Here is a 19,921-nt window from a genome sequence, read left to right as displayed (position 1 = left end):
AACTAATCTATATGTATGTCTAGAACGTAAGATTAATACCCGCAGTTAAGGCACGAGTTTTGTAATACGTCTCACGAACATCAATTCCTGGAGCAGCAGAACCAATAGATAATGCTTGACTAACCTCAGGATCTACACCAGTATAACTAGTGAATACAGCTAAATTATTACCTGCTATATAAATACGGGCTCTTTTAAATACTCCTTTCACGGGTAAAGTATAACCTAAAGAAGCATTGTTAATACGGAAGAAATCACCTGACTCTACATAATAGTCCATTGGGATAGTACGCTCATCATTGATTACCGAAGTTAAAGCGGTTTTCAAAGCACCTGATTCAGCGATACGTCCATCTTGACGACCTAATAACAAGGCATTGGTATTAACGATTTTCGCACCTAGTTGACTGGTTACTTGGAACTGGAAGTCAAATGCTTTGTAACGAACGTTCGTTGTGATACCTCCCACAAAAGTAGGGTTAGGATTTCCTAAATACGTTCTATCTTTTGCGTTTGGATCTACCACACCGTCGCCATTTAAGTCTTGGAATACGTATTTACCATTTTCAATCTTAGCTACCTTAGCTCCATAAAACTCTCCCACTGGGTGACCAGCTTGTAAAACAGAGAAGTTAACCGCTGATGTACCACGGATAAAGCTACCCAAAGAAGTAGATAAGAATACTTGGTCTGGTGCCGCAAACTGATCATTTCTTAAGCTAACAATTTCATTCTGATTGAATGAACCTGCCAAAGTCGAGTAAATAGACCATTCTCCTTTGTCAATCCACTGATAAGTTAAGGTTAACTCAACACCACGGTTTTGCATCGTTCCGATGTTTGCTAACATAGATGGATATACATATCCTTGCTCTTGTGGTACGTTTACGGTGTATAACATGTCTTTTGTTTGACGCGTATACCAGTCCAATGAACCCGTTAACTTTCCTTTGTAAATAGAGAAGTCAATACCTGCTCCATAGTTTTCGTTCACCTCCCATTTCAAGTTTGGATTTGGGTTAGATTGAATCGCATAAGCTGGCAAGAAGTCATCCGCTGCTCCGTCATAGTAAGAACCAGAAGCTCCGTAGAATGATTTAGATAACAATGGGCGAATACCCTCTGAGTTACCCGTTCTACCCCAGCTAGCACGAATCTTCATGTTATCCAACGTAGATGAACCTTTCAAGAAATCTTCCTCACTGACAGCCCAACCCACAGATACAGATGGGAAAAGTCCCCATTTATTGTTATCTCCGAATTTAGTAGAACCATCACGACGCATATTCACCGTCGCGAAATACTTATTCATTAAGCTATATTGAGCACGAGCTAAAAAAGAAACCAATTTGTACTCATTCTTGTAAGAACCTAATAAGTTCGGGTTGGAACGAATACCTAAACCTGCTCCCAAATTGTTCGCTTCAAATGCATCTGTTAAGAAATTATTGTTAGATGCACCAAAACCATCATTAACTACATCTTGATACGTATAACCAGCTAAAACAACCAAGTTAGATACATCATTCAATTTCTTGGTGTAGTTCAAAGTAGCTTCGAATTGCTGATCAGTAACAGAGTTCAAGAATCTTTGAGCTGAGTTTCCTCCCACAGTTAACAATAAGTTACCTGGAGTAGAACGAGCAAATGCAGAGTTATCAGCTGTTTGAGTACGTAATGTACCCGACACGTTGAATACTAAACCTGGAGTAATGGTATAAGCTGCTTGTGCATTGAATAAAAAGTCATGCAAACGTTGCTTGTTCGATCTGTTTTCCAAGGTAGCCAATGGGTTGAAGTTGGCAAATGTTCCAGGAATCTGAAAATAAGTGCCATCTGGATTGTACACTGGATCTGTTGGACGCATGTTCATCGCAAAACCAACAGCACGGTTGTCTGTAAATTGACCATCCGTTTGAGAAGCAGACATATTGAACTTCATGTTCAATTTTCCGTCAATGGCTTTTGCATCTAAGTTCAAACGACCCGTTAAACGTTTTTTACCTGATCCAATCAAGGTACCGATTTGGTCTAAATAACCTAAAGAAGCACGATACGCTAAATTTTCTGATCCACCAGAAACACCTAAGTTATGGTTTTGAGAAACTGAATTACGAGTGATTACTTCTAACCAATCTGTATTAGCTCCACGATCATCAAAATTTTGATTGTATTTCTTAGCAGCAGCACGGAATTCAGCCCCGTTCAACAACTGTGGACGCTGAGAAATCGATTCGCTACCTACGTAGGTAGAATAATCAACTGTAGGAATACCTGATTTACCACGTTTTGTATTGATCAAGATAACACCGTTAGCTCCACGAGAACCATAAATAGCCGCCGCAGATGCATCACGTAACACGTCCATCGAAGCGATATCTTCTGGAGCAATGTTTTCAATAGGTGCACCAATCACACCGTCAATCACATATAAAGGCTCAGAACCTGCGTTCAATGAACCTGTACCTCTCAAACGTACTGTTGGCCGAGCATTAGGATCACCACTAGATTGAGTAATCACCAAACCTGCCACCTTACCTTGAGCAGCTGCTAAAGGGTTCGTTACAACCCCCGCATTAAAATCTCTAGCTCCTAAACTAGTAACTGTTCCAGAAATTTCTTTTCTTTTTTGAGTACCGTAACCTACTACAACTACCTCCTCCAAGGATCTAGCTTCTTGAGAAAGCTTTACCTCCAATACTGACTTTCCTGCAACAGGAACCTCTTTTGCAGAATAACCTACAAAAGAAAATACCAAAGTCGCATTGGACGCAGCATTAATTTTGAAGTTACCATTAACATCTGTTTGAGCACCTTTGGTGGTACCTTTAATCAAAACAGACACGCCGGGAATTCCTGAGCCATCACTGGCATCAGTTACTTTCCCTGAAACTGCATCTTGAGCGTAAGAACTCAAGGACATTAATAGTGCAAATGCAACACCAAAAACCTGTAAAAGGCTAAGCTTGCATGCACCTGATCGCACTAGGCGACCCACTCTTTTGTAAGAATGCATCATAGGTGAATAATTAAGGGTTTAAAATGATAAATGATTCTGTAACCTAGAACAACCTTCAGATTATTGGATTTGTTTTGGAATGTTTGAACACCCGGGGTAAGCTGGCAATAATGGTTCGTGTTGTTTCTAAATTATTACAAAAAAACTAAGAATAAATGAGAAAAAAAATGATTAAACGGTAAAAGGTAGAATAATTCGACAAAAAAATAGGATAATAAAAATAGCCTTCGGCCTTTAAGAAGAAATTAACACCCTCTAAAAAATGGGTATACTAAGCCTATTTTGAACATTTCATGGCTGGCCATAGTGAAAATAAAACGCCAAATGCCCTAAAAGACCTATGCTATTTATTTATACTCATTTAAAAAAAATGACTAAAAAGACTCTTAGATTTCGTCCTTTTAATAGATCAGCAAGCCCTAAATTACTTTCGGTATATACTATATGATGGAGAATTTTAATCCTCTGGCACTGGATCATAACCACTTCCGCCCCAGGGATGACAACGGGCTATGCGCTTGGCCGCCAATTTACTTCCTTTCCAAATTCCGTGTTTAATTAATGCTTGTTTAGCATATTCAGAACAAGTGGGAGTATAACGACAAGCATTGGGCAAAAAGGGAGAAATCATTCCTTGGTAAAGTCGAAGGAGCAATAACATGAAATGGCGTATGAGGTTCGAAATAATTCCCATTTTGATCAATGATTTCCCAAAATAAGTCTTTTTAATCAATTTTATTGGTTTTTACCGCATTTGAGTTGAATTAACTATACATTTCTACTATATTGTGAAGCATAAAAAGACCCATACGTTCATGAAATTGAATCTCCCCAAATCCATCTTTTTATTCTCACTAAGTGCATTTATTGGGATTCTGTCTTGTTCTCATCAGCCAGAACACCTTTTTGAGTTCAGTTCTGCCTCGGAAAAAAGAAATGATAGCATTGCGTCCTTATATAATCCATCGGTAGCTAAGCAGAAGGCCGTTAAACTAGATACCTTTTTTCAAAAACTTCATTCCAAAACAGGTTTCAATGGGGTGGTACTCGTATCGCAATACGGTAAAATCATATACAAAAAAGCATTTGGCTTCGCCAATTACTTCACCAAAAACCCGCTAACCACCCAAACTCATTTTCAGTTGGCCTCCGTTTCCAAGCAGTTTACTGCAGTGGCCATCATGCAATTGAAGGAAAAAAACCAACTTAATTACGACGATCCTATCTACAAGCATGTCCCTGGTTTTCCCTATGATTCCAGCTTAACCATCCGTAGTTTATTAACTCACCGCTCTGGTTTACCCAATTATGCCTATTGCCTAGATAAATTTTACGATAAAAAAAGTCCACTGACCAATAAAATGGTTGTCGACATGATGATTCGCTTAAAACCCAGAATCGACTATCGCCCGAATGCGAAATTTAGCTACAACAATACCAATTACTTATTACTAGCGTATATCGTGGAGCGTTTAAGCGGGGAGGATTTCCGGGGATATTTGAAGAAACATATTTTTGAACCTGCAGGGATGCATAATAGCTTTGTGTATGACCCCATGCATCCAGAAATGTTAAAAACGGCTGCTACTGGATATTCCCCCAGAAGAGGCCAACCTGCTGTGGTCGGATTTGACCACCTAGATGGCGTAGTGGGAGATAAAGGAATTTATTCGACAGTGGATGATATGCATCACTGGGATATGGCTTTAAATGAGGAGTCCCTCGTTAAATTAAGTACCTTGGAAGAAGCTTTTTCTCCGCAACACCGTACGCCCAATATACTACCTAAAAACTATGGATTCGGTTGGAGATTAACTCAATTAGATAATGGAGAATGGCTTACCTACCATACAGGCTGGTGGCATGGTTTTAAAAATTATTATTTACACAATGCCAAAGACAATTCTGCCATCATCATTTTAGGTAATATGGCCAACCATTCTTTGGGGAAAGTAAACATCGTTCAATCGATTCTATATCCTGAAAAAACAGCTTTGTTTATGAAAGGCGAGGCTCTTCCCATGGAATTTACAGGGGGCATATAATTAAATTCGACAAAATCATGAAAATCAAAACTACTTTAATCACTTGTCTAGCCTTCCTATGTTTCAGTACGTTGGCCTGGGCACAAGACGATGATGCCATTAAAAGCACAGTCAATGCCTATTTAGATGGCATAACCAAAGGAGATACGGCTTTATTAGGTAAAGCATTTCACCCAACAGCCATTTTACGAACTTTCAATGCTAGCACAGGTAAAATCCAAGATTTTCCCGTAAGAAACTTCATCCGGAATACTCCCGCTGGTGGAGCTAAAGCTACGACAAAATTAGTGGCCTATTCCTATGCAGGCATTTCAGCTACAGCCACGGTTGAATTAGAATTCCAAGATTTCAAATACATCGATTTATTGAGTTTATTGAAAGTTAATGATGAATGGAAAATTGTATGCCGTGTATTCAGTCGGGTAGATAATGGCGTACAACTAAAAGGATCAGCGGGAATAGCTGCCGCCAAAACTCCCGCTACTACCAACAAGAAAGTGGTTAAGCCGAAAAAGGATGATGGCTGGTAAACTAATTTTACTCCATAAAAAAGGTCTGAAAAAATTCAGACCTTTTTTTATTTGTATCAACGTAGAATCTACCAATAGATAGGTCCCTTACCTAAGTACTTCTCAACAATCGGCTCATAATATGGCTTCAACTCATTGTAATCAGGCACTTTAGGTGATTTGGTATACAAATCATATTTATTGAAATCCTTAATCCAGTCTAAGTATTTCTCATCCTCAGCATTCATAAACTGCTTATAAGCACCACCCGTATGCCAAGGATAGAATGAGTGATAACGAATCATCACCATACCTGCATGAGGGATTTTATTGTCTTTATGGTTTTTTAACACTTGGTAAAGGTATTCATCATGCCCCCAAGCTAATTCCAAATTATCTAATCCGCAGCCTGGAGCATAAACACCTAAATCTGTATTGTATAAATCTACCAATGAATCAGGATTCAAGGCATTGAACTCGGGATATACACAAGAATCTGGGAATTTACAGCCTACTGCAAAAACATCTCCTACTAGTCCCCATTGCTCTGATTGAGAAGTACCATCTTCATCACTACCGAATAAATACATGGCTTTACCCAAGTCATGAATCAATCCTACTAATTGCATCCAATCCGGACGACCCTCAGCACGAAGACCTTCGGCTGTTTGCAATAAATGTATCACATTGGGAAGATTTAAATCTGGATCACTAACGTCCACTAAGGCATTTAAACGCTCCATCATTTCCCATAAATCCATTGGACGTTCAAAAGTCAAATACTTTTTCTTCATCTTCTGAACATAATCATAGGTTTGGCGCGAACGCATCTTTCTATAATGCTCTTTTACGGCAGCAGTAATATCTCCCTGCTCGTAATTTCTAAATTCACTTTTATCCTTGGCAATAGTAGTTTCCATGGTGATCTAAATAATTTGCTATACAAATTACTAACTAAGATTTTAAAAATAAAAATTAGGGGTGTATAACTGATAAAATAATCGCACTGATTAACATCAGTATTCCGAGGATAAAAAATACATTAGGACTCAAAACAGGCACAGATTGCTCATTCAAAGAGGCCTCATAGGGTTTTTCAGATAAATAACGTACCGGAATTTCCTGACCAATCTCATAATTTTTCATCAATCCTCTTTCTGCTTCTCGACGAAATTCCAGACCATTAACATGATAAGATACGATAGGAAAATAGATAGGAAAACGGCCAGCGTGATCTCCGCGGGCATAGCGACGAGAAATCTCTACCACCTTACCGTAAGTTAATTTACTATGTTCTATCCAAGCTTTACGTTTTTGATATAACCTTCCTCCTACTCCTAAAAGCACTAAGGCAATGATAGCAAATAGGGTCATAAACAAAGCCGTTGAGCCCTGAAAATTGCCTGTCGGCCTAGCTGAAATCAAAAAAATGAAATTCAATTCCATGTGAATATTAATCAAAAAGGTAATTTAAACCCTGAATTTTGGCCAAACTAACAACAAATATCACTGAAAATCAAATACTTAAGCCATAGGCACCGAAAGGAGCATAATCCCATTTGGGCTGATTTTTGATATATTTTGATGCATTTCTATTTTTCAGGTTTAAAATTTCGGTGATGAAATCAAAAAAAAGTAAAAACGGTAATTATAGAGTTCAAATTAATCACCGAATGAGTCTAAAAAATATTTTCTAAAAGAAGTAAAATTCATTCAAATTTGTATTTTTGGTTCACTCAAAATACGCTAAAATGAAAAACAGCACTCGAATTCAGTTGATGACCATGATGTTCCTAATGTTCTTTTCTTGGGGATCATGGTATGGTCAAATGAGTAAATACCTTTTAACCACTTTACACGCCACTGGTGATCAGGTTGGTAATGCATATACCACTTTTTCGATAGCCTGCATTGCGGCACCCTTTTTTGTTGGATTAATCGCTGATCGTTTTTTTTCTGCCCAAAAAGTAATGGGCGTTTTAAATATTTTGGGTGGTATTATTTTGTTTTTCTTAAGTCAAAATAAAGACCCTGAAACTTTCTTTTGGTATATCCTGGCCTATACGCTTTGCTTCGCTCCCAACTTAGCCTTGTCTAATTCTATAGCCATGAACCAAATGAATAATCCGGAAAAAGAATTCCCTAGTATTCGGGTGACAGGAACAATTGCTTGGATTGTGGTCACTAATATCATCGGATTTTTAGCTTTAGGAGATCAAGTGGCTATATTCCAAATCTCCATGATTAGTTCATTTATCTTAGGCATTTACGCCTTCTTCCTTCCAGACACGCCTCCTAAAGCGGACAAAAACTCATCGATAGCACAAATCATAGGTCTGGATGCCTTGAAATTATTTAAAGATCGCTCCTTCTTAATCTTCTTTGTTTCCTCCATTTTAATCTGCATCCCCTTATCATTTTACTATGCCATGGCCAATCCCTCTCTGACGGATTCGCACATGCAAAATGTAGAAAACAAAATGTCCTTTGGTCAGGCTTCCGAAGTTATTTTCATGTTATTGATTCCATTGGCCTTTACGCGTTTGGGAGTTAAAAAAATGTTAATTGTGGGCTTGGTGGCCTGGGTAATCCGCTTCTTGTGCTTTGGTTACGGAGATGGAATCAGTTCGGAATGGATTTTATTCATCGGTATTATCCTACACGGAGTATGCTATGATTTTTTCTTTGTAACGGGTCAAATTTACACCGATCAAAAAGCAGGTGAGAAGGTTAAGAATGCTGCGCAAGGATTAATTACCTTAGCAACTTATGGAGTAGGAATGGGGATTGGTTCCAAATTATCAGGAATCGTTTTAGACCATTATACCGTTAATGGAGTACATGATTGGCAAGCCGTATGGATGGTTCCAGCAGCAATTGCCGGCTTGGTATTAGTCTTGTTTATTCTATTTTTCAGTGAGAAAAAAGAAATTGCGAATTAAGTATTTTTGATTTTTCTCATCATCCAAAATAATAAGGATGGACTGAGGCGCTTGATTAATAAACCGAGCGCCTCCAGTTTTCCTCCGATAAAGTATTCTTTCTTTTTAGCAAAAACTGCCTGAACAATTCTCTGGGCTGTCAAGTTTGGATCTAGCCCTTTTGCTTGATTGGGATCCATTTTTCCGTAAGCTTCTCCATGTTCATTCATAGCATGTAAGGAGATATTCGTTTTGATATAACCTGGCAATATGGTACAAACGTGGATTCCTTGGTCATACGTTTCTGCACGTACTGAATCAAAAAATCCAATTAATGCATGCTTTGATGCTCCATAGGCTCCTCTTCTGGGAGTGCTAATTCTGCCAGCCACCGAAGCTATAGGAACAAATGTCCCCGACTTTTGTTGTTTAAATACAGGCAATAACTTCTGAGTCAATGCTACAATAGAAAAGAAGTTAATCTCAAACAGTTTCCGATATACTTCCAAATGCGTATCCTCCACAAAGGACCGTTGACTAACTCCCGCATTCAACACCATGATATCGATACGTCCATAGGTAGACAAGACCTTTTCTAGCATCAAATCATGTTGATCCAACTGCGTCATATCAAAAGGCAAAACCAGCACGGAATGACCATAAGCTTGGCAAAGACTCGCTACTCGCTGTAATTCCGCTTCTCGACGAGCCGATAAAATCAGATGAGCCCCTTCTTGAGCAAAGGCCTGCGCTAAAGCTTCACCAATGCCAGAGGAAGCACCTGTGATCCAAACAACTTGATTGGTAAATTTCATGATTAAGAAGCGTAAGAAATATGTCTAATTTCTAATTCTTTGAAAAAATCGGCCATAGGATTCACTTCCAAACGAAGTAGTTTTTGCCATAGACGAATTGCCTTGGTCATCAAACCACTTTCGATTAAAAAACCATCGTGACCATAAAGGGAATCTATCACTTGAAATGATGCCCCAGGAATGTGCTTGGCCAAATATTCTTGTTCCACAATAGGGAACAAAGCATCCGACTTGATACCAATGACTAAGGTTTTGGACTTCACGGATTTCAAAGCTTTAACCACACCCCCTCTATTTCTACCCACATCTTGCGAATCCATCATTTTTGACAAAATATAATAGGAATAGGCATTAAATCTGCTAGCCAATTTTTCACCTTGATACCGTTGATACGATATCGCTCGCAACGATTCCCCCGTGGTGTTCTCTTGTCGAGCTTGTGTAATTTGATAGGTTTCGTAATTACGGTAGGAAATTAATGCGGTAGCACGAGCTGCTTTCATTCCTTCAATACCCGCTCTAGGTTGAGATTCTTTCCAGGTAGGATCTACCTCGATGGACATCCTTTGAGATTCATTAAATGCGATACCCCATGGGGAGTGAACAGCATTAGTAGCAATTAATATGAGGTTCTCGATTAAATCAGGTTGGATGATGGACCACTCTAAGGCTTGCTGACCACCCAATGACCCTCCAATACAGGTTTTGATGCGGTCTATCCCTAAATTCTTTCTGAGTAATTCAAAGCTATTGACTACATCCCGAATGGTAACGGTTGGAAAGCTATGGTAATACGGCTCTCCCGTCAATGGGTTGGTAGAAAGCGGACCAGTAGATCCATAGTGGGATCCCAAGATATTGCAACAAACAATAAAATGGTTTTCGGGATTAAACAGTTTACCTGATCCTACAAGCCCTTGCCACCAATCCGACACTTCATGACTTCCTGTAAAAGCGTGACAAATCCAAACGACATTATCTTTTTGGGCATTTAATTTACCCATGGTTTCATAGGCCAATTGAATGGAAGGAAGAACACTGCCCATTTCTAGGGCAAAAGAGGATGAAGAATGAAATTGGTTAAACTCAGCTTGCATGTACAAATAGTTTATATTTCCCTAAACAGGCATTTGCCTGGGGTAGGAATTAGCACCTTAGTTTTTCAACTGGTTGCCAGAAGTTCATTGAGCCTAGTCTCTCCCTTCTTCTTTATAAATCAATGCTGCTTGTGCGATTGACTTCGGATTGCAAAGTAAAGGATGAAATGGAAGAATTCCAAAATTATCGCTGAATTGAGTCGAACCGAATAGATTTGTCAACTTTTGAAAAGTTGACAAATCTAAGTTGGCAATTCATAAGTTCACAAAGCTAAATCCAGTATTCCGCACATTTAATTTTATACTTGATAATTATTATCTAGATATTGGCAAAAGAATAATTTAGTTTGGCTAGGGATGACATTATTACACATAATTCAGATATTTGCACCATGATTAAATTAATCAGCTTTTATGGAGGTTTGGGATTGGTACTTTGGGGGCTTCATCAAAGTAGTTTATCTTCTTGGTTACATCCAGATGCCAAGTTCATCTGGGCCTTCTTTTTCTTTCTAGCCTATTTAAGTCATGCCTTACATCAAATAGGTTGGAAAAATGATCGTGAAAAATTCATTCCTTTCCATATGGCTTCCTTGGCCATCCGCTTCATTGCCAGCCTCATTTTTATCGGCGTTTTTGGCTATATAGGGACTCCAGAAATGATCTTATTTGTGGGGAATTTTTTTGTACTCTATTTATGTAGTACAAATTTTGAAATAATTGGTTTGCTTCGTAACTTGCGACGTTTTTAGAAAAGGCCAAGACCAAAAGTCGCAAAAATCCTTTTCTACATCCAGCTAATCAATGAATTAGCTCTATTAATCAAAGAAATTAAAGTAAAAGCGAGCATTAAGATGTCGGGTAAGTCCATTTTCAAAAAAGTGTATTTTTCAAATATAATCCTCGGATTATTCATTTCCCTTTTCAGTTTCTCCGCATGGGCCAATGAGCCTGCTGCTGCAGAAGCCGCCGAACATGCTCCTCAGCAAGAAGAGAAATTCGATGCTGGAAAAATGATATTACACCACATTGCCGATGAGCATGAGTGGCATTTCTTTACAATTGGGCATTTCCATGCAACCCTGCCTCTACCTTGTATCGTATACACAGAATCGGCTGGTTTGCAGGTATTTTCTTCTGCTAACTTCAAAAACGAACATCATGAAGAAGTGCCTTATCAAGGATTAAAATTAGAACATGGCAAAATCCATGCTGAAAATGGTGAGACTGTTTACGATATTTCTATTACCAAAAACGTAGCTTCATTATTACTTTCAGCCGTTTTATTACTAAGTATTTTCATCGGTATTGGTAAAACGTACAAAGAAAATCCTCACCGCGCACCTAAAGGAATTCAATCCTTATTTGAGCCTATCATCATTTTTGTACGTGACGAGATAGCAAAAAACAACATTGGCGAAAAACACTACCGTCGTTTTATGCCGTATTTATTGACGGTATTTTTCTTCATTTGGTTCAACAACATGTTGGGCTTAATTCCAGGTGGAGCTAACGTAACAGGAAATATCGCAGTAACAGCCGTATTAGCGATTATTGCCTTTTTTGTAACGAACTTAAATGGTAAAGCCACCTATTGGACACACGTATTTGCGATGCCAGGTGTGCCAAAATGGATGTTATTCATCATGACTCCTGTCGAGATTGTAGGTGTATTCATGAAGCCTTTCTCATTAATGGTGCGTTTGTTTGCTAACATGACCGCAGGTCACATCATTTTATTGAGTCTAGTTTCCCTGATTTTTATTTTTGAAAATGCTGCTTTAGGTATTGCAGTAGTACCGTTCTCTTTATTCATGAACGTGATTGAATTGATTGTGGCCTTCATTCAAGCCTTTATTTTCACCATGTTGGTTTCTACTTACATTGGTTCTGCTATTGAAGAACACCATCACTAGAATTTGTATTTTAATTTTTATTCATAAACCCAATTAGTATGTCTCTTTTATCAATTTTATTGGAAGTTTCTGTAGGAACTGGTCTTGCAGGTGTTGGAGCTGGTTTAGCTGCAGTTGGAGCTGGTTTAGGTATCGGTAACATCGGTGGTTCTGCTATGGAATCTATCGCTCGTCAACCAGAAGCTTCAGGAAAAATCCAAGGTGCGATGTTGATCGTAGCTGCTTTCGTTGAGGCGGTTGCTCTTTTCGCAGCAGTAATTTGTTTGTTGGTTACTTTAAAGTAATTCAACACCAGGTCATGCCTCGGGTTAGCCTTGGCAAAAGACTCCTTTATTTTCAAGCGCAATTTGGTCGCACTAGGCACCAAATTGCGTTTTTAAGAAGATTCTAACATCTTAATTATACACAAGTATGGAGTTAATTACCCCAGATTTTGGACTTATCTTTTGGCAAATTCTCGTATTCGGAATTTTGTTTTTTCTTCTAGCAAAATTTGCTTGGAAGCCTATCATTCAATCATTACATGAGCGTGAAGAGTCTATCGACCAAGCGATCAAACTTTCAGAGGAGACAAAGAAAGAAATGGCTGAGCTTAAAGCTGGAAATGAGCAATTGCTTGTTTCTGCACGTGCTGATCGTGATGCTTTAATCAAACAAGCAAAAGAAGCTGCTGATGCCATGATTTCTCAAGCCAAATTAGATGCTCAAACTGCCGCTAATCAAGAAATTGAAAAAGCTCGCGTAGCATTTGAACAAGAAAAAGTAGCCGCTGTAGCCTCGATTCGTAAGGAAGCAGCTAGCCTATCCCTTGATTTAGCTGAGAAAGTATTAAAAAGCCAATTGAAAGACAAAGCTGCTCAAGAAAAATTAGTTTCTGAGTGGATAGCTGATGTCACATTAAAATAAGAAGCAACACCTTAAATTTGATCAAATGTCTGAGTTAATTGTTGCCCACCGTTACGCTAAATCTTTGCTCGATTTAGCCATTGAAAAAAAGGTGGTGGAAGATGTTTACCAAGATATGGTGAGCTTCCAAGAAACCTGCCAAAACAGCAAAGAATTGGTACTAGCGTTTAAAAGCCCTATTATCAAGCACGGCACTAAAATGACAATCTTGAGTAAATTATTCAAAGATAAATTCCATGCTGTGTCTTATTCTATCTTTGAAATTATTACGCGAAAAAATAGAGAAAAATTCTTGCCTGCTATTGCCAAACAATTCATTGAATTATATACCTCGTATAAAGGAATCCAAAAAGCGGATGTGGTGACATCTTCTACTTTAACAGAAGAGCAACGCAACAAAGTGATTGCGATTGTCAAAGAATATTCTGGTAAAGATGTTCAATTACATGAGTTCATTGACGAATCTCTGATTGGAGGATTTATCCTACGCGTAGGAGACAAACAAGTAGATGATTCTATTCGACGGAAACTTAACGATTTAAAAGTTTCTTTCGCCTCATAAATTAAAAGCCTTGTTCATCAAGGCTTTTTTTATCCCTTTCTCATGAAACGATTTTGCTTAATGTCCGGATCCATCTTAGCCACCGTATCCGTTGCCATTGGTGCCTTTGGTGCACATGCTTGGAAAGCCTATTTAGTATCTACACAACGACTAGACACCTTTGAAACAGCTTCTAAATACCAAATGTATGGAGCTTTAGCCTTGCTATTACTAGGTATTTGGCAAATCAATTCCGGAAATCGCTTTTTGAAATTAGCCTCTTATCTTCTGTTGGCAGGAAGTATCATTTTCCCAGGAGCCTTATATTTAATTTGCATTACTCAACAAAATATATGGGGTGCGGTAGCACCTATCGGTGGGCTATCCTTGATTTTAGGATTTTCTTGCATGGCCATGGCAGCCTACCAAAAGGCTTAATGGCGCATCACCAGCTCTAAACTGCTCCACACAATTTCGCCCATCGTTTTGCAACTTAAAAAACGCTCATCATTATAATGACGAGCTAAATCCAAGCGTAATTGTTCCATATTCTCCACGGGCGCGATATCGTCTTTGGCCATCACCGTCATCAAATCATACACCCGCTGGCTCTCGGATTTCAGTCGACTCGCAATCATCGATCTTTCCTCAATTTGATACTGCCAAACAGATTCTGGAGTCATGAACTTCATGCCCAACTCCACCAGGCGATTATTTTGCTTAAAATACTGAGGTAAATACACCGAACGCTTGCCTTCATAACATTGTTGATCAAAGTCAATTGGGCGAATCCGATAATAGATATCATCAAAATCAGGGGTTGTAATAACCACATAATTCGTACTGTGCATATCCCCCAAAAGCTGCACCAAACAACGCTCATTGAACTTCACAAACTCCTTAGCTAAACGAATGGGCGACTCCAAGTCATTCTCCAAATCTTGCTTCAAAAATACGTCACCAGGTACACCAGCAATATGTTCCTCTACCAAGGTATTATCGTAAGTAACGTAATTGATGCGGTTGGGAGAAAGAATATGTTCCAATTCCAAACCATATACCCGGGATGCATCCGCTACCTTGATGTAGAAATAATCAAAAATATCATTCACCTTATTCACGATCCGAATCCGAAAAGGATGCGTATTCCCATAGGTACAATAGTCAACCCGATCAATCACCAAGTGCTTGATAACCCCTTCATTACCGTCGGTCTTTAAATCTGCATAAATGTTTTTCAGGGATTCATGGACTTCTTCCTGATCAGCTGGGGAATAAAATACGGTTTCCCATAAAGTATCATGCCCATTTTTATCATACAAGGTAATCGCATTATCATAACGAAGTAAATCCTGGTAACTAATATTCATGGCATGCTCGCGACCATACTTGTGTAAGTAGCGCCTCAGCTGATTATTAATTCGATACAGGTTTTTCTTCCTTGATATTAATGCCATTATTCTTCAATAAAATCCAATGATTTACCAAAGGTCTCTTTCAATTGACTAACTGACCAAATCGATAATCCAAAACAAAGTGCCCCAACAATAGCCGCCGAATTCACCATGCCTACACTTGGAATTAAAAACTTAAACAATAAACTAATTGGAATCAAAGCTCCCCGTACAAAATTAGGTACAGTGGTGGTCACAGTCATACGCAAATTTGTTCCAAACTGCTCGGATGAACTCGTTAAAAATACGGCCCAATAGCCACCGAAAAAACCTAATAGGGTGATCATGATGTTGCCATAGACTACGGAAATATCTGACATCGCATATAAGAAGTAAATAGTCAAAACCCAGGCAATGATTAAATAGCTCATGACTGCTTTATTTCTACTTTTTAATACTTGACTTAAATATCCACTAGCAAAATCCCCTACCGATAAGCCCAAATAGCAATACATGATGGCATCACCTCCCGTAATCACACCCTTCAAACCCATGCTCTGTAATAACTCAGGGGATGAAAAGACCAAGATTCCAATGATGTACCAAATAGGTAAGCCCATTAGAATACAATACAGGTATTTCTTGAAAATATTTCCATGGGAAAACAATTGGAAAAAATTACCTCTTTTGACATCCTTCTCCAATTCCAAAAACATGCCCGATTCAAAGGTGCCTAAACGCAACAGCAATAAAGCCAATCCCATGCCTCCTCCAATATAATAACAGGTTCTCCACCATTCTGGATCTGAACTAAAATTGGAAACGATTGGAGCAAAAATAGCCCCAGAGGCCCCAACCCCTGCAATGATTAACGTGCCTATTCCGCGCTTGGATGGAGGTAATGTTTCATTAACCAAAGTAATCCCCGCTCCTAATTCACCAGCCAGACCTATACCAGCTAGAAACCTCAACCAAGCATACGTATCTAAATCATGCACCATACCGTTTAGGGCATTGGCTATGGAGTACAATAAAATGGAACCAAATAAAACCGATTTCCTTCCTTTTTTATCTCCATAAATACCCCATAAAATCCCCCCTAGTAACATCCCTCCCATCTGAATATTCATCAGATTAAGTCCTTGATTCAATAATTCAGGTCCCACAAGTCCCAAGCTCTTAAGGCTCGGATTTCGAACCACAGAAAATAGAATTAAATCATAAACATCTACAAAATATCCAAGGGCGGCAACGGCAATTAACAGCTTAGCTTTAGAACTTAATTTTTCTTCTATCATAGGTTTAAGGTAATTAACGCGAAAGCATATCCGAACGATGCGAATCTAATTTCAGAAATATAAACAATAGTATGGTAAATGACCAAAGGGAGGAACCTCCATAACTAAAAAAAGGCAAAGGAATACCCATGATGGGCATTAAACCAATGGTCATACCAATGTTCACTAAAAAGTGGAAAAAGAGAATTCCTACCACTCCATATCCATAAGCCCGAGCAAATCGGGACCGCTGCTGATCTGCCAAATACATGAGCCGCCATAAAAAGGCCACAAATAATAATATCACCACCATGACTCCAAAAAAGCCATGCTCCTCCCCAATGGTACAAAAAATGAAGTCGGTACTTTGCTCAGGGACAAAATCAAATTTGGTTTGCGTACCTTGAAGGTAACCTTTGCCCCAAAAACCTCCCGAACCAATAGCAATTTTGGATTGCGTTACCTGATATCCTAATCCCCGAGGGTCAAAAGATGGATCAATGAGTACTTTGATACGATTACGCTGATGCTCTTTTAATACTTTATTGACGGCTAAGTCAACCAAAAAAACCATGAACATGATACCCACAATAAATAAAGCAGCCTTGATATAGGTTTGCTTCAACCGTTGGATATAAATAGGAGAAAGTGCAATAATAATTCCTGTGATAACAATTAATGTGGCCAAAATAGTCCAAGGGCTCAACAGCAAAGCTGATACAAAGATGGTCACGGTTCCAACGAATAAACCGGGGTATTCTCCTGGTAAACCTTCTCGGTAAAGCATGATCAAAAAGGACGCAAAAACCAAAGCTGAACCCGTTTCATTGGACGCTATAATCAGTATCATCGGCAGCCCAATGATGGTAGCCGCGATCCATTGATTTTTCCATTTGGATAAATTCACCTGAGGTTCATTGATGTATTTGGCCAATAATAAGGCCGTGGCGGTCTTAGCAAATTCAGCCGGTTGAATGGTAATCGAACCAAACTTAAACCAGGAATGAGAACCGTTGATGGTAACCCCTAAAAAAGGCACCAATATCAATAGCCCAATAAAACTGGCATAAATGATGGGTGCAAAAGCTTCAAAAAAACGAAAATCAATGGCAAAAATGCAAATAATGAGCAACAAGCTTGTCCCAATCCAAATCAACTGCTTCCCAGCATTGGAATCATAAAACTTGGCATCAAAAATCCATAAATGAGTCTCAGGATTGTAAACCGCCGAATAAATATTCATCCAACCCGCTAACACAAATAAGGCATAAAGGGATACGGTAATCCAATCAACCTTACTCACTAATTGGTTTTGATTACTCATTTTAAGGTGTCTTTTTTAGTTTTCGAAGGTCTGAGACCTGTCACGGACAACACATTAGGAAGATAGCTTTTATTCATAAACTTCTCTTCCACCGCCTTTCTATCAACCTTTCCTTTCAAATATTTTTCAATAATTAAGGATGCAATAGGCGCCGCTGCAAAACCACCAAAACCCGCATTTTCCACAAAAACGGCAATGGCAATTTTAGGGTTGTCTTTCGGCGCAAATGCAATAAACACCGAGTGATCTTCTCCTTTGGCATTTTGGGAAGTTCCCGTTTTACCACACATCACAATATCTGGAATTTTACCATCGCCTCCTACAGTTCCATGCAAAACAGCATCCTTCATTCCTTCAATCACCACACCAAAATGTTTGGCATCTATCCCCACAGAAACGGGGGTTTTATAAAATGGATCCACCACTTTATTATCTCCAATAGCCTTGACCAAATGAGGAGGAACGTACCAGCCACGATTGGCTATGATGGCAGCCACATTGGCCATTTTTAAAGGATTCACGACCAACTCCCCTTCTCCAATACTCAAGGAATAAATATTGGAAAACTTCCAGGTGTTTTCTCCTTTGTATACCTTATTGTAATATTCGACATTGGGCAAAATCCCCTTTTTCTCATTGCCTAAATCCACCCCTAACTTTCTTCCAAAACCAAAATTGGCCACTAACTCTGACCAGCGCTGTAAACCCTGTGCGGAACGTTCATAGGTATTTCCTTGGGTATCTTCATACAGGATCTTTCGAAATGCATGATAAAAATAGGGGTTACAAGACCATTGTATCGCATTGTGCAAATCATTGTGAGAAGTATTGTGCGAGTGACACTTGACAGGAGCGCCAGCGTGGGTAAATACACTGCTCGGGGTGATGATCCCTAACTGTAAACCTACCAAGGCTTGAATCAATTTAAATGTGGAGCCTGGTCGATAATACGCTGAGGGTGGACGATTCAATAAAGGCTTCATGGGATCCAAAGCCAAATCCTGGTAATACTTAGAAAAATTACGCCCCGCCAATAAACTGGGATCATAAGAAGGTGCTGACACCATGGTCAGAATCTCTCCCGAAGCTGGCTCAATAGCCACCACCGAACCTACCTTATGCTGCATTAAACTGTCGGCATATTCCTGCAACCCAATATCAACTCCAGTATATAAATTCTTCCCAGCAATGGGTTGAATGTCCAAACGTCCTTCCTTAAAATCTCCCTTTTCCACTCCATTACTATTCACCATCCGGTATTTCACCCCTCTTTGTCCCCGTAAATCTTCTTCGTAAAAACTCTCTATTCCAGATACTCCCACATAATCCCCTTGACGGTAATAATCATCTTTTTGAGTTTGAAGCGAATTCGAATTAATCTCCGCCACATAGCCCAATGCATTGGAAAAGGCCTTGGATTGATAGGTTCTAAAAGCCGTAGTAGTAAAGGTAAATCCAGGGAAATCGACCATGGCATCTTGTACACGGGCAAAATCCTCTTTAGATAAATGTTTCAAAAATAGAAAAGGTTTCACCCGAGAATAGGCTTTGGCTTGCTTACAAGTAGAATCAAAATAAGCCCTGGTTATTCCAAAAAGTTGACAAAATTGTAGGGTATCTCGTACATGTGCCTTGCGCGGCGTGATATATAAATCATACACTGGCGTGTTATAAACGATTAGTTTATTGTGGCGGTCATATACCTCCCCTCGAAAAGGTATTTGTATGATTTTTCGAATGGCATTATTGTCGGCCGCCTTTTCGTAACTATCATCGATTACTTGAAGGAAAAACAACTTCCCTATAAACACCAATCCAATGATGATAAAGAACAACAAAAGAATTTGTCTACGACCCTCGAACACGGAAAATTTGAGTTAATATGGAAAATCTCAGCAATTTACAGAAATATATCGGCTTATAAATCGAGCTAATTCGCAATTATTTTGGCAAACTTCGAATCAATCCTACCATGGAAATGGCAATGGAGCCTAAAGAAAAAACAATGGTCAACCAAGGCTTTTCCATATGAAAATATCCATCCAAATACCTACCCAACCAAACTCCCAACAGGATGGTTACCAACATTTGAAAAGCCGCTCCTATGTATTTTTGGTAAGAGTTCATTGGTTTGAATTAAATTAATCGTAAAGCCAC

The 19,921-nt window shown here is 39.0% G+C and carries 20 protein-coding genes and 1 riboswitch; of the genes, 9 read left to right on the top strand and 11 right to left on the bottom strand.

Features of this window, described 5'->3' with window-relative positions; all coding sequences use genetic code 11:
* Positions 1-19: 19 nt before the first annotated feature.
* Together EWU23_RS07150 and yidD are read right to left on the bottom strand one after the other, a co-directional pair.
* Entirely contained in the window at positions 20-3,019 is a 3,000-nt protein-coding gene (locus EWU23_RS07150) for a SusC/RagA family TonB-linked outer membrane protein (protein ID WP_166230257.1), read from the bottom strand.
* Positions 3,020-3,476: 457 nt separating this feature from the next.
* Positions 3,477-3,713 (bottom strand): membrane protein insertion efficiency factor YidD, encoded by a 237-nt coding sequence (gene yidD / locus EWU23_RS07145; protein ID WP_166230376.1) that lies wholly within the window; start codon positions 3,711-3,713, stop codon positions 3,477-3,479.
* 121 nt (positions 3,714-3,834) lie between these two features.
* Here yidD and EWU23_RS07140 point away from each other — a divergent pair, with 121 nt between their 5' ends.
* Together EWU23_RS07140 and EWU23_RS07135 are read left to right on the top strand one after the other, a co-directional pair.
* On the top strand, positions 3,835-5,064 hold the full coding sequence (locus tag EWU23_RS07140; protein ID WP_166230254.1) for a serine hydrolase domain-containing protein: 1,230 nt from the start codon (positions 3,835-3,837) through the stop codon (positions 5,062-5,064).
* Positions 5,065-5,081: 17 nt separating this feature from the next.
* Complete coding sequence (locus EWU23_RS07135) at positions 5,082-5,594, top strand: nuclear transport factor 2 family protein (protein WP_166230252.1); 513 nt, start codon at positions 5,082-5,084, stop codon at positions 5,592-5,594.
* Positions 5,595-5,662: 68 nt separating this feature from the next.
* Here EWU23_RS07135 and EWU23_RS07130 read toward each other — a convergent pair whose 3' ends face one another.
* Together EWU23_RS07130 and EWU23_RS07125 are read right to left on the bottom strand one after the other, a co-directional pair.
* Positions 5,663-6,493, bottom strand: a complete 831-nt coding sequence (locus EWU23_RS07130) for an inositol oxygenase family protein (protein ID WP_166230250.1) — start codon at positions 6,491-6,493, stop codon at positions 5,663-5,665.
* 55 nt (positions 6,494-6,548) lie between these two features.
* Positions 6,549-7,019, bottom strand: coding sequence for a DUF3592 domain-containing protein (locus EWU23_RS07125; RefSeq protein WP_166230248.1), 471 nt, complete (start codon positions 7,017-7,019; stop codon positions 6,549-6,551).
* A gap of 305 nt (positions 7,020-7,324) precedes the next feature.
* Between EWU23_RS07125 and EWU23_RS07120 the strand changes: the two genes are divergently transcribed.
* Positions 7,325-8,515: a nucleoside permease gene (locus EWU23_RS07120; protein ID WP_166230246.1), complete on the top strand. Its 1,191-nt coding sequence runs from the start codon at positions 7,325-7,327 to the stop codon at positions 8,513-8,515.
* On the opposite strand, the gene EWU23_RS07115 is transcribed toward EWU23_RS07120, so the two are convergent.
* Both EWU23_RS07115 and EWU23_RS07110 read right to left on the bottom strand, forming a co-directional pair.
* Positions 8,512-9,309, bottom strand: coding sequence for an SDR family oxidoreductase (locus tag EWU23_RS07115; RefSeq protein WP_205753106.1), 798 nt, complete (start codon positions 9,307-9,309; stop codon positions 8,512-8,514). The genes EWU23_RS07120 and EWU23_RS07115 overlap by 4 nt on opposite strands.
* 2 nt (positions 9,310-9,311) lie before the next feature.
* Positions 9,312-10,406: a homoserine O-acetyltransferase family protein gene (locus EWU23_RS07110; protein WP_166230244.1), complete on the bottom strand. Its 1,095-nt coding sequence runs from the start codon at positions 10,404-10,406 to the stop codon at positions 9,312-9,314.
* An 8-nt stretch (positions 10,407-10,414) separates the two neighbouring features.
* A riboswitch (SAM riboswitch) is annotated at positions 10,415-10,527 on the bottom strand.
* A 271-nt stretch (positions 10,528-10,798) separates the two neighbouring features.
* Between EWU23_RS07110 and EWU23_RS07105 the strand changes: the two genes are divergently transcribed.
* The 6 genes from EWU23_RS07105 (at position 10,799) to EWU23_RS07080 (ending at position 14,207) form a co-directional block, all read left to right on the top strand.
* The gene (locus EWU23_RS07105; RefSeq protein ID WP_166230242.1) at positions 10,799-11,158 is read left to right on the top strand and encodes a hypothetical protein; all 360 of its coding nucleotides are present in this window, start codon (positions 10,799-10,801) and stop codon (positions 11,156-11,158) included.
* A 102-nt stretch (positions 11,159-11,260) separates the two neighbouring features.
* A complete protein-coding gene (atpB, locus tag EWU23_RS07100) occupies positions 11,261-12,322 on the top strand; it encodes a F0F1 ATP synthase subunit A (RefSeq protein ID WP_166230240.1) in 1,062 nt (353 codons plus the stop codon).
* A 38-nt stretch (positions 12,323-12,360) separates the two neighbouring features.
* Positions 12,361-12,606 (top strand): ATP synthase F0 subunit C, encoded by a 246-nt coding sequence (atpE, locus tag EWU23_RS07095; RefSeq protein ID WP_109322163.1) that lies wholly within the window; start codon positions 12,361-12,363, stop codon positions 12,604-12,606.
* Between the two features lie 127 nt (positions 12,607-12,733).
* Positions 12,734-13,228, top strand: coding sequence for a F0F1 ATP synthase subunit B (atpF, locus tag EWU23_RS07090; RefSeq protein ID WP_166230238.1), 495 nt, complete (start codon positions 12,734-12,736; stop codon positions 13,226-13,228).
* 25 nt (positions 13,229-13,253) lie between these two features.
* Positions 13,254-13,790: an ATP synthase F1 subunit delta gene (atpH, locus tag EWU23_RS07085; protein ID WP_166230236.1), complete on the top strand. Its 537-nt coding sequence runs from the start codon at positions 13,254-13,256 to the stop codon at positions 13,788-13,790.
* Positions 13,791-13,850: 60 nt separating this feature from the next.
* On the top strand, positions 13,851-14,207 hold the full coding sequence (locus EWU23_RS07080; protein ID WP_235942169.1) for a DUF423 domain-containing protein: 357 nt from the start codon (positions 13,851-13,853) through the stop codon (positions 14,205-14,207).
* Here EWU23_RS07080 and EWU23_RS07075 read toward each other — a convergent pair.
* From EWU23_RS07075 to EWU23_RS07055, 5 genes are all read right to left on the bottom strand, one after another.
* Positions 14,204-15,226, bottom strand: a complete 1,023-nt coding sequence (locus EWU23_RS07075; protein ID WP_166230232.1) for a hypothetical protein — start codon at positions 15,224-15,226, stop codon at positions 14,204-14,206. The two genes, EWU23_RS07080 and EWU23_RS07075, sit on opposite strands and share 4 nt — an antisense overlap.
* Positions 15,226-16,461 (bottom strand): MFS transporter, encoded by a 1,236-nt coding sequence (locus EWU23_RS07070; protein ID WP_166230230.1) that lies wholly within the window; start codon positions 16,459-16,461, stop codon positions 15,226-15,228. Before EWU23_RS07070 ends, EWU23_RS07075 begins: the two co-directional genes overlap by 1 nt.
* 13 nt (positions 16,462-16,474) lie before the next feature.
* The gene (gene rodA / locus EWU23_RS07065; protein WP_166230228.1) at positions 16,475-17,764 is read right to left on the bottom strand and encodes a rod shape-determining protein RodA; all 1,290 of its coding nucleotides are present in this window, start codon (positions 17,762-17,764) and stop codon (positions 16,475-16,477) included.
* Entirely contained in the window at positions 17,761-19,629 is a 1,869-nt protein-coding gene (locus EWU23_RS07060) for a penicillin-binding transpeptidase domain-containing protein (RefSeq protein WP_166230226.1), read from the bottom strand. The genes rodA and EWU23_RS07060 overlap by 4 nt, the downstream gene beginning before the upstream one ends.
* Positions 19,630-19,705: 76 nt before the next feature.
* Positions 19,706-19,891, bottom strand: coding sequence for an AtpZ/AtpI family protein (locus tag EWU23_RS07055; RefSeq protein ID WP_166230224.1), 186 nt, complete (start codon positions 19,889-19,891; stop codon positions 19,706-19,708).
* Positions 19,892-19,921 lie beyond the last annotated feature (30 nt).

Source organism: Aquirufa beregesia (assembly GCF_011090385.1).
Classification (GTDB): Bacteria; Bacteroidota; Bacteroidia; order Cytophagales; family Spirosomataceae; genus Aquirufa; species Aquirufa beregesia.
The sequence above is the reverse complement of the archived record's forward strand: the minus strand, read 5'-3'. Positions and strand labels throughout refer to the sequence as shown.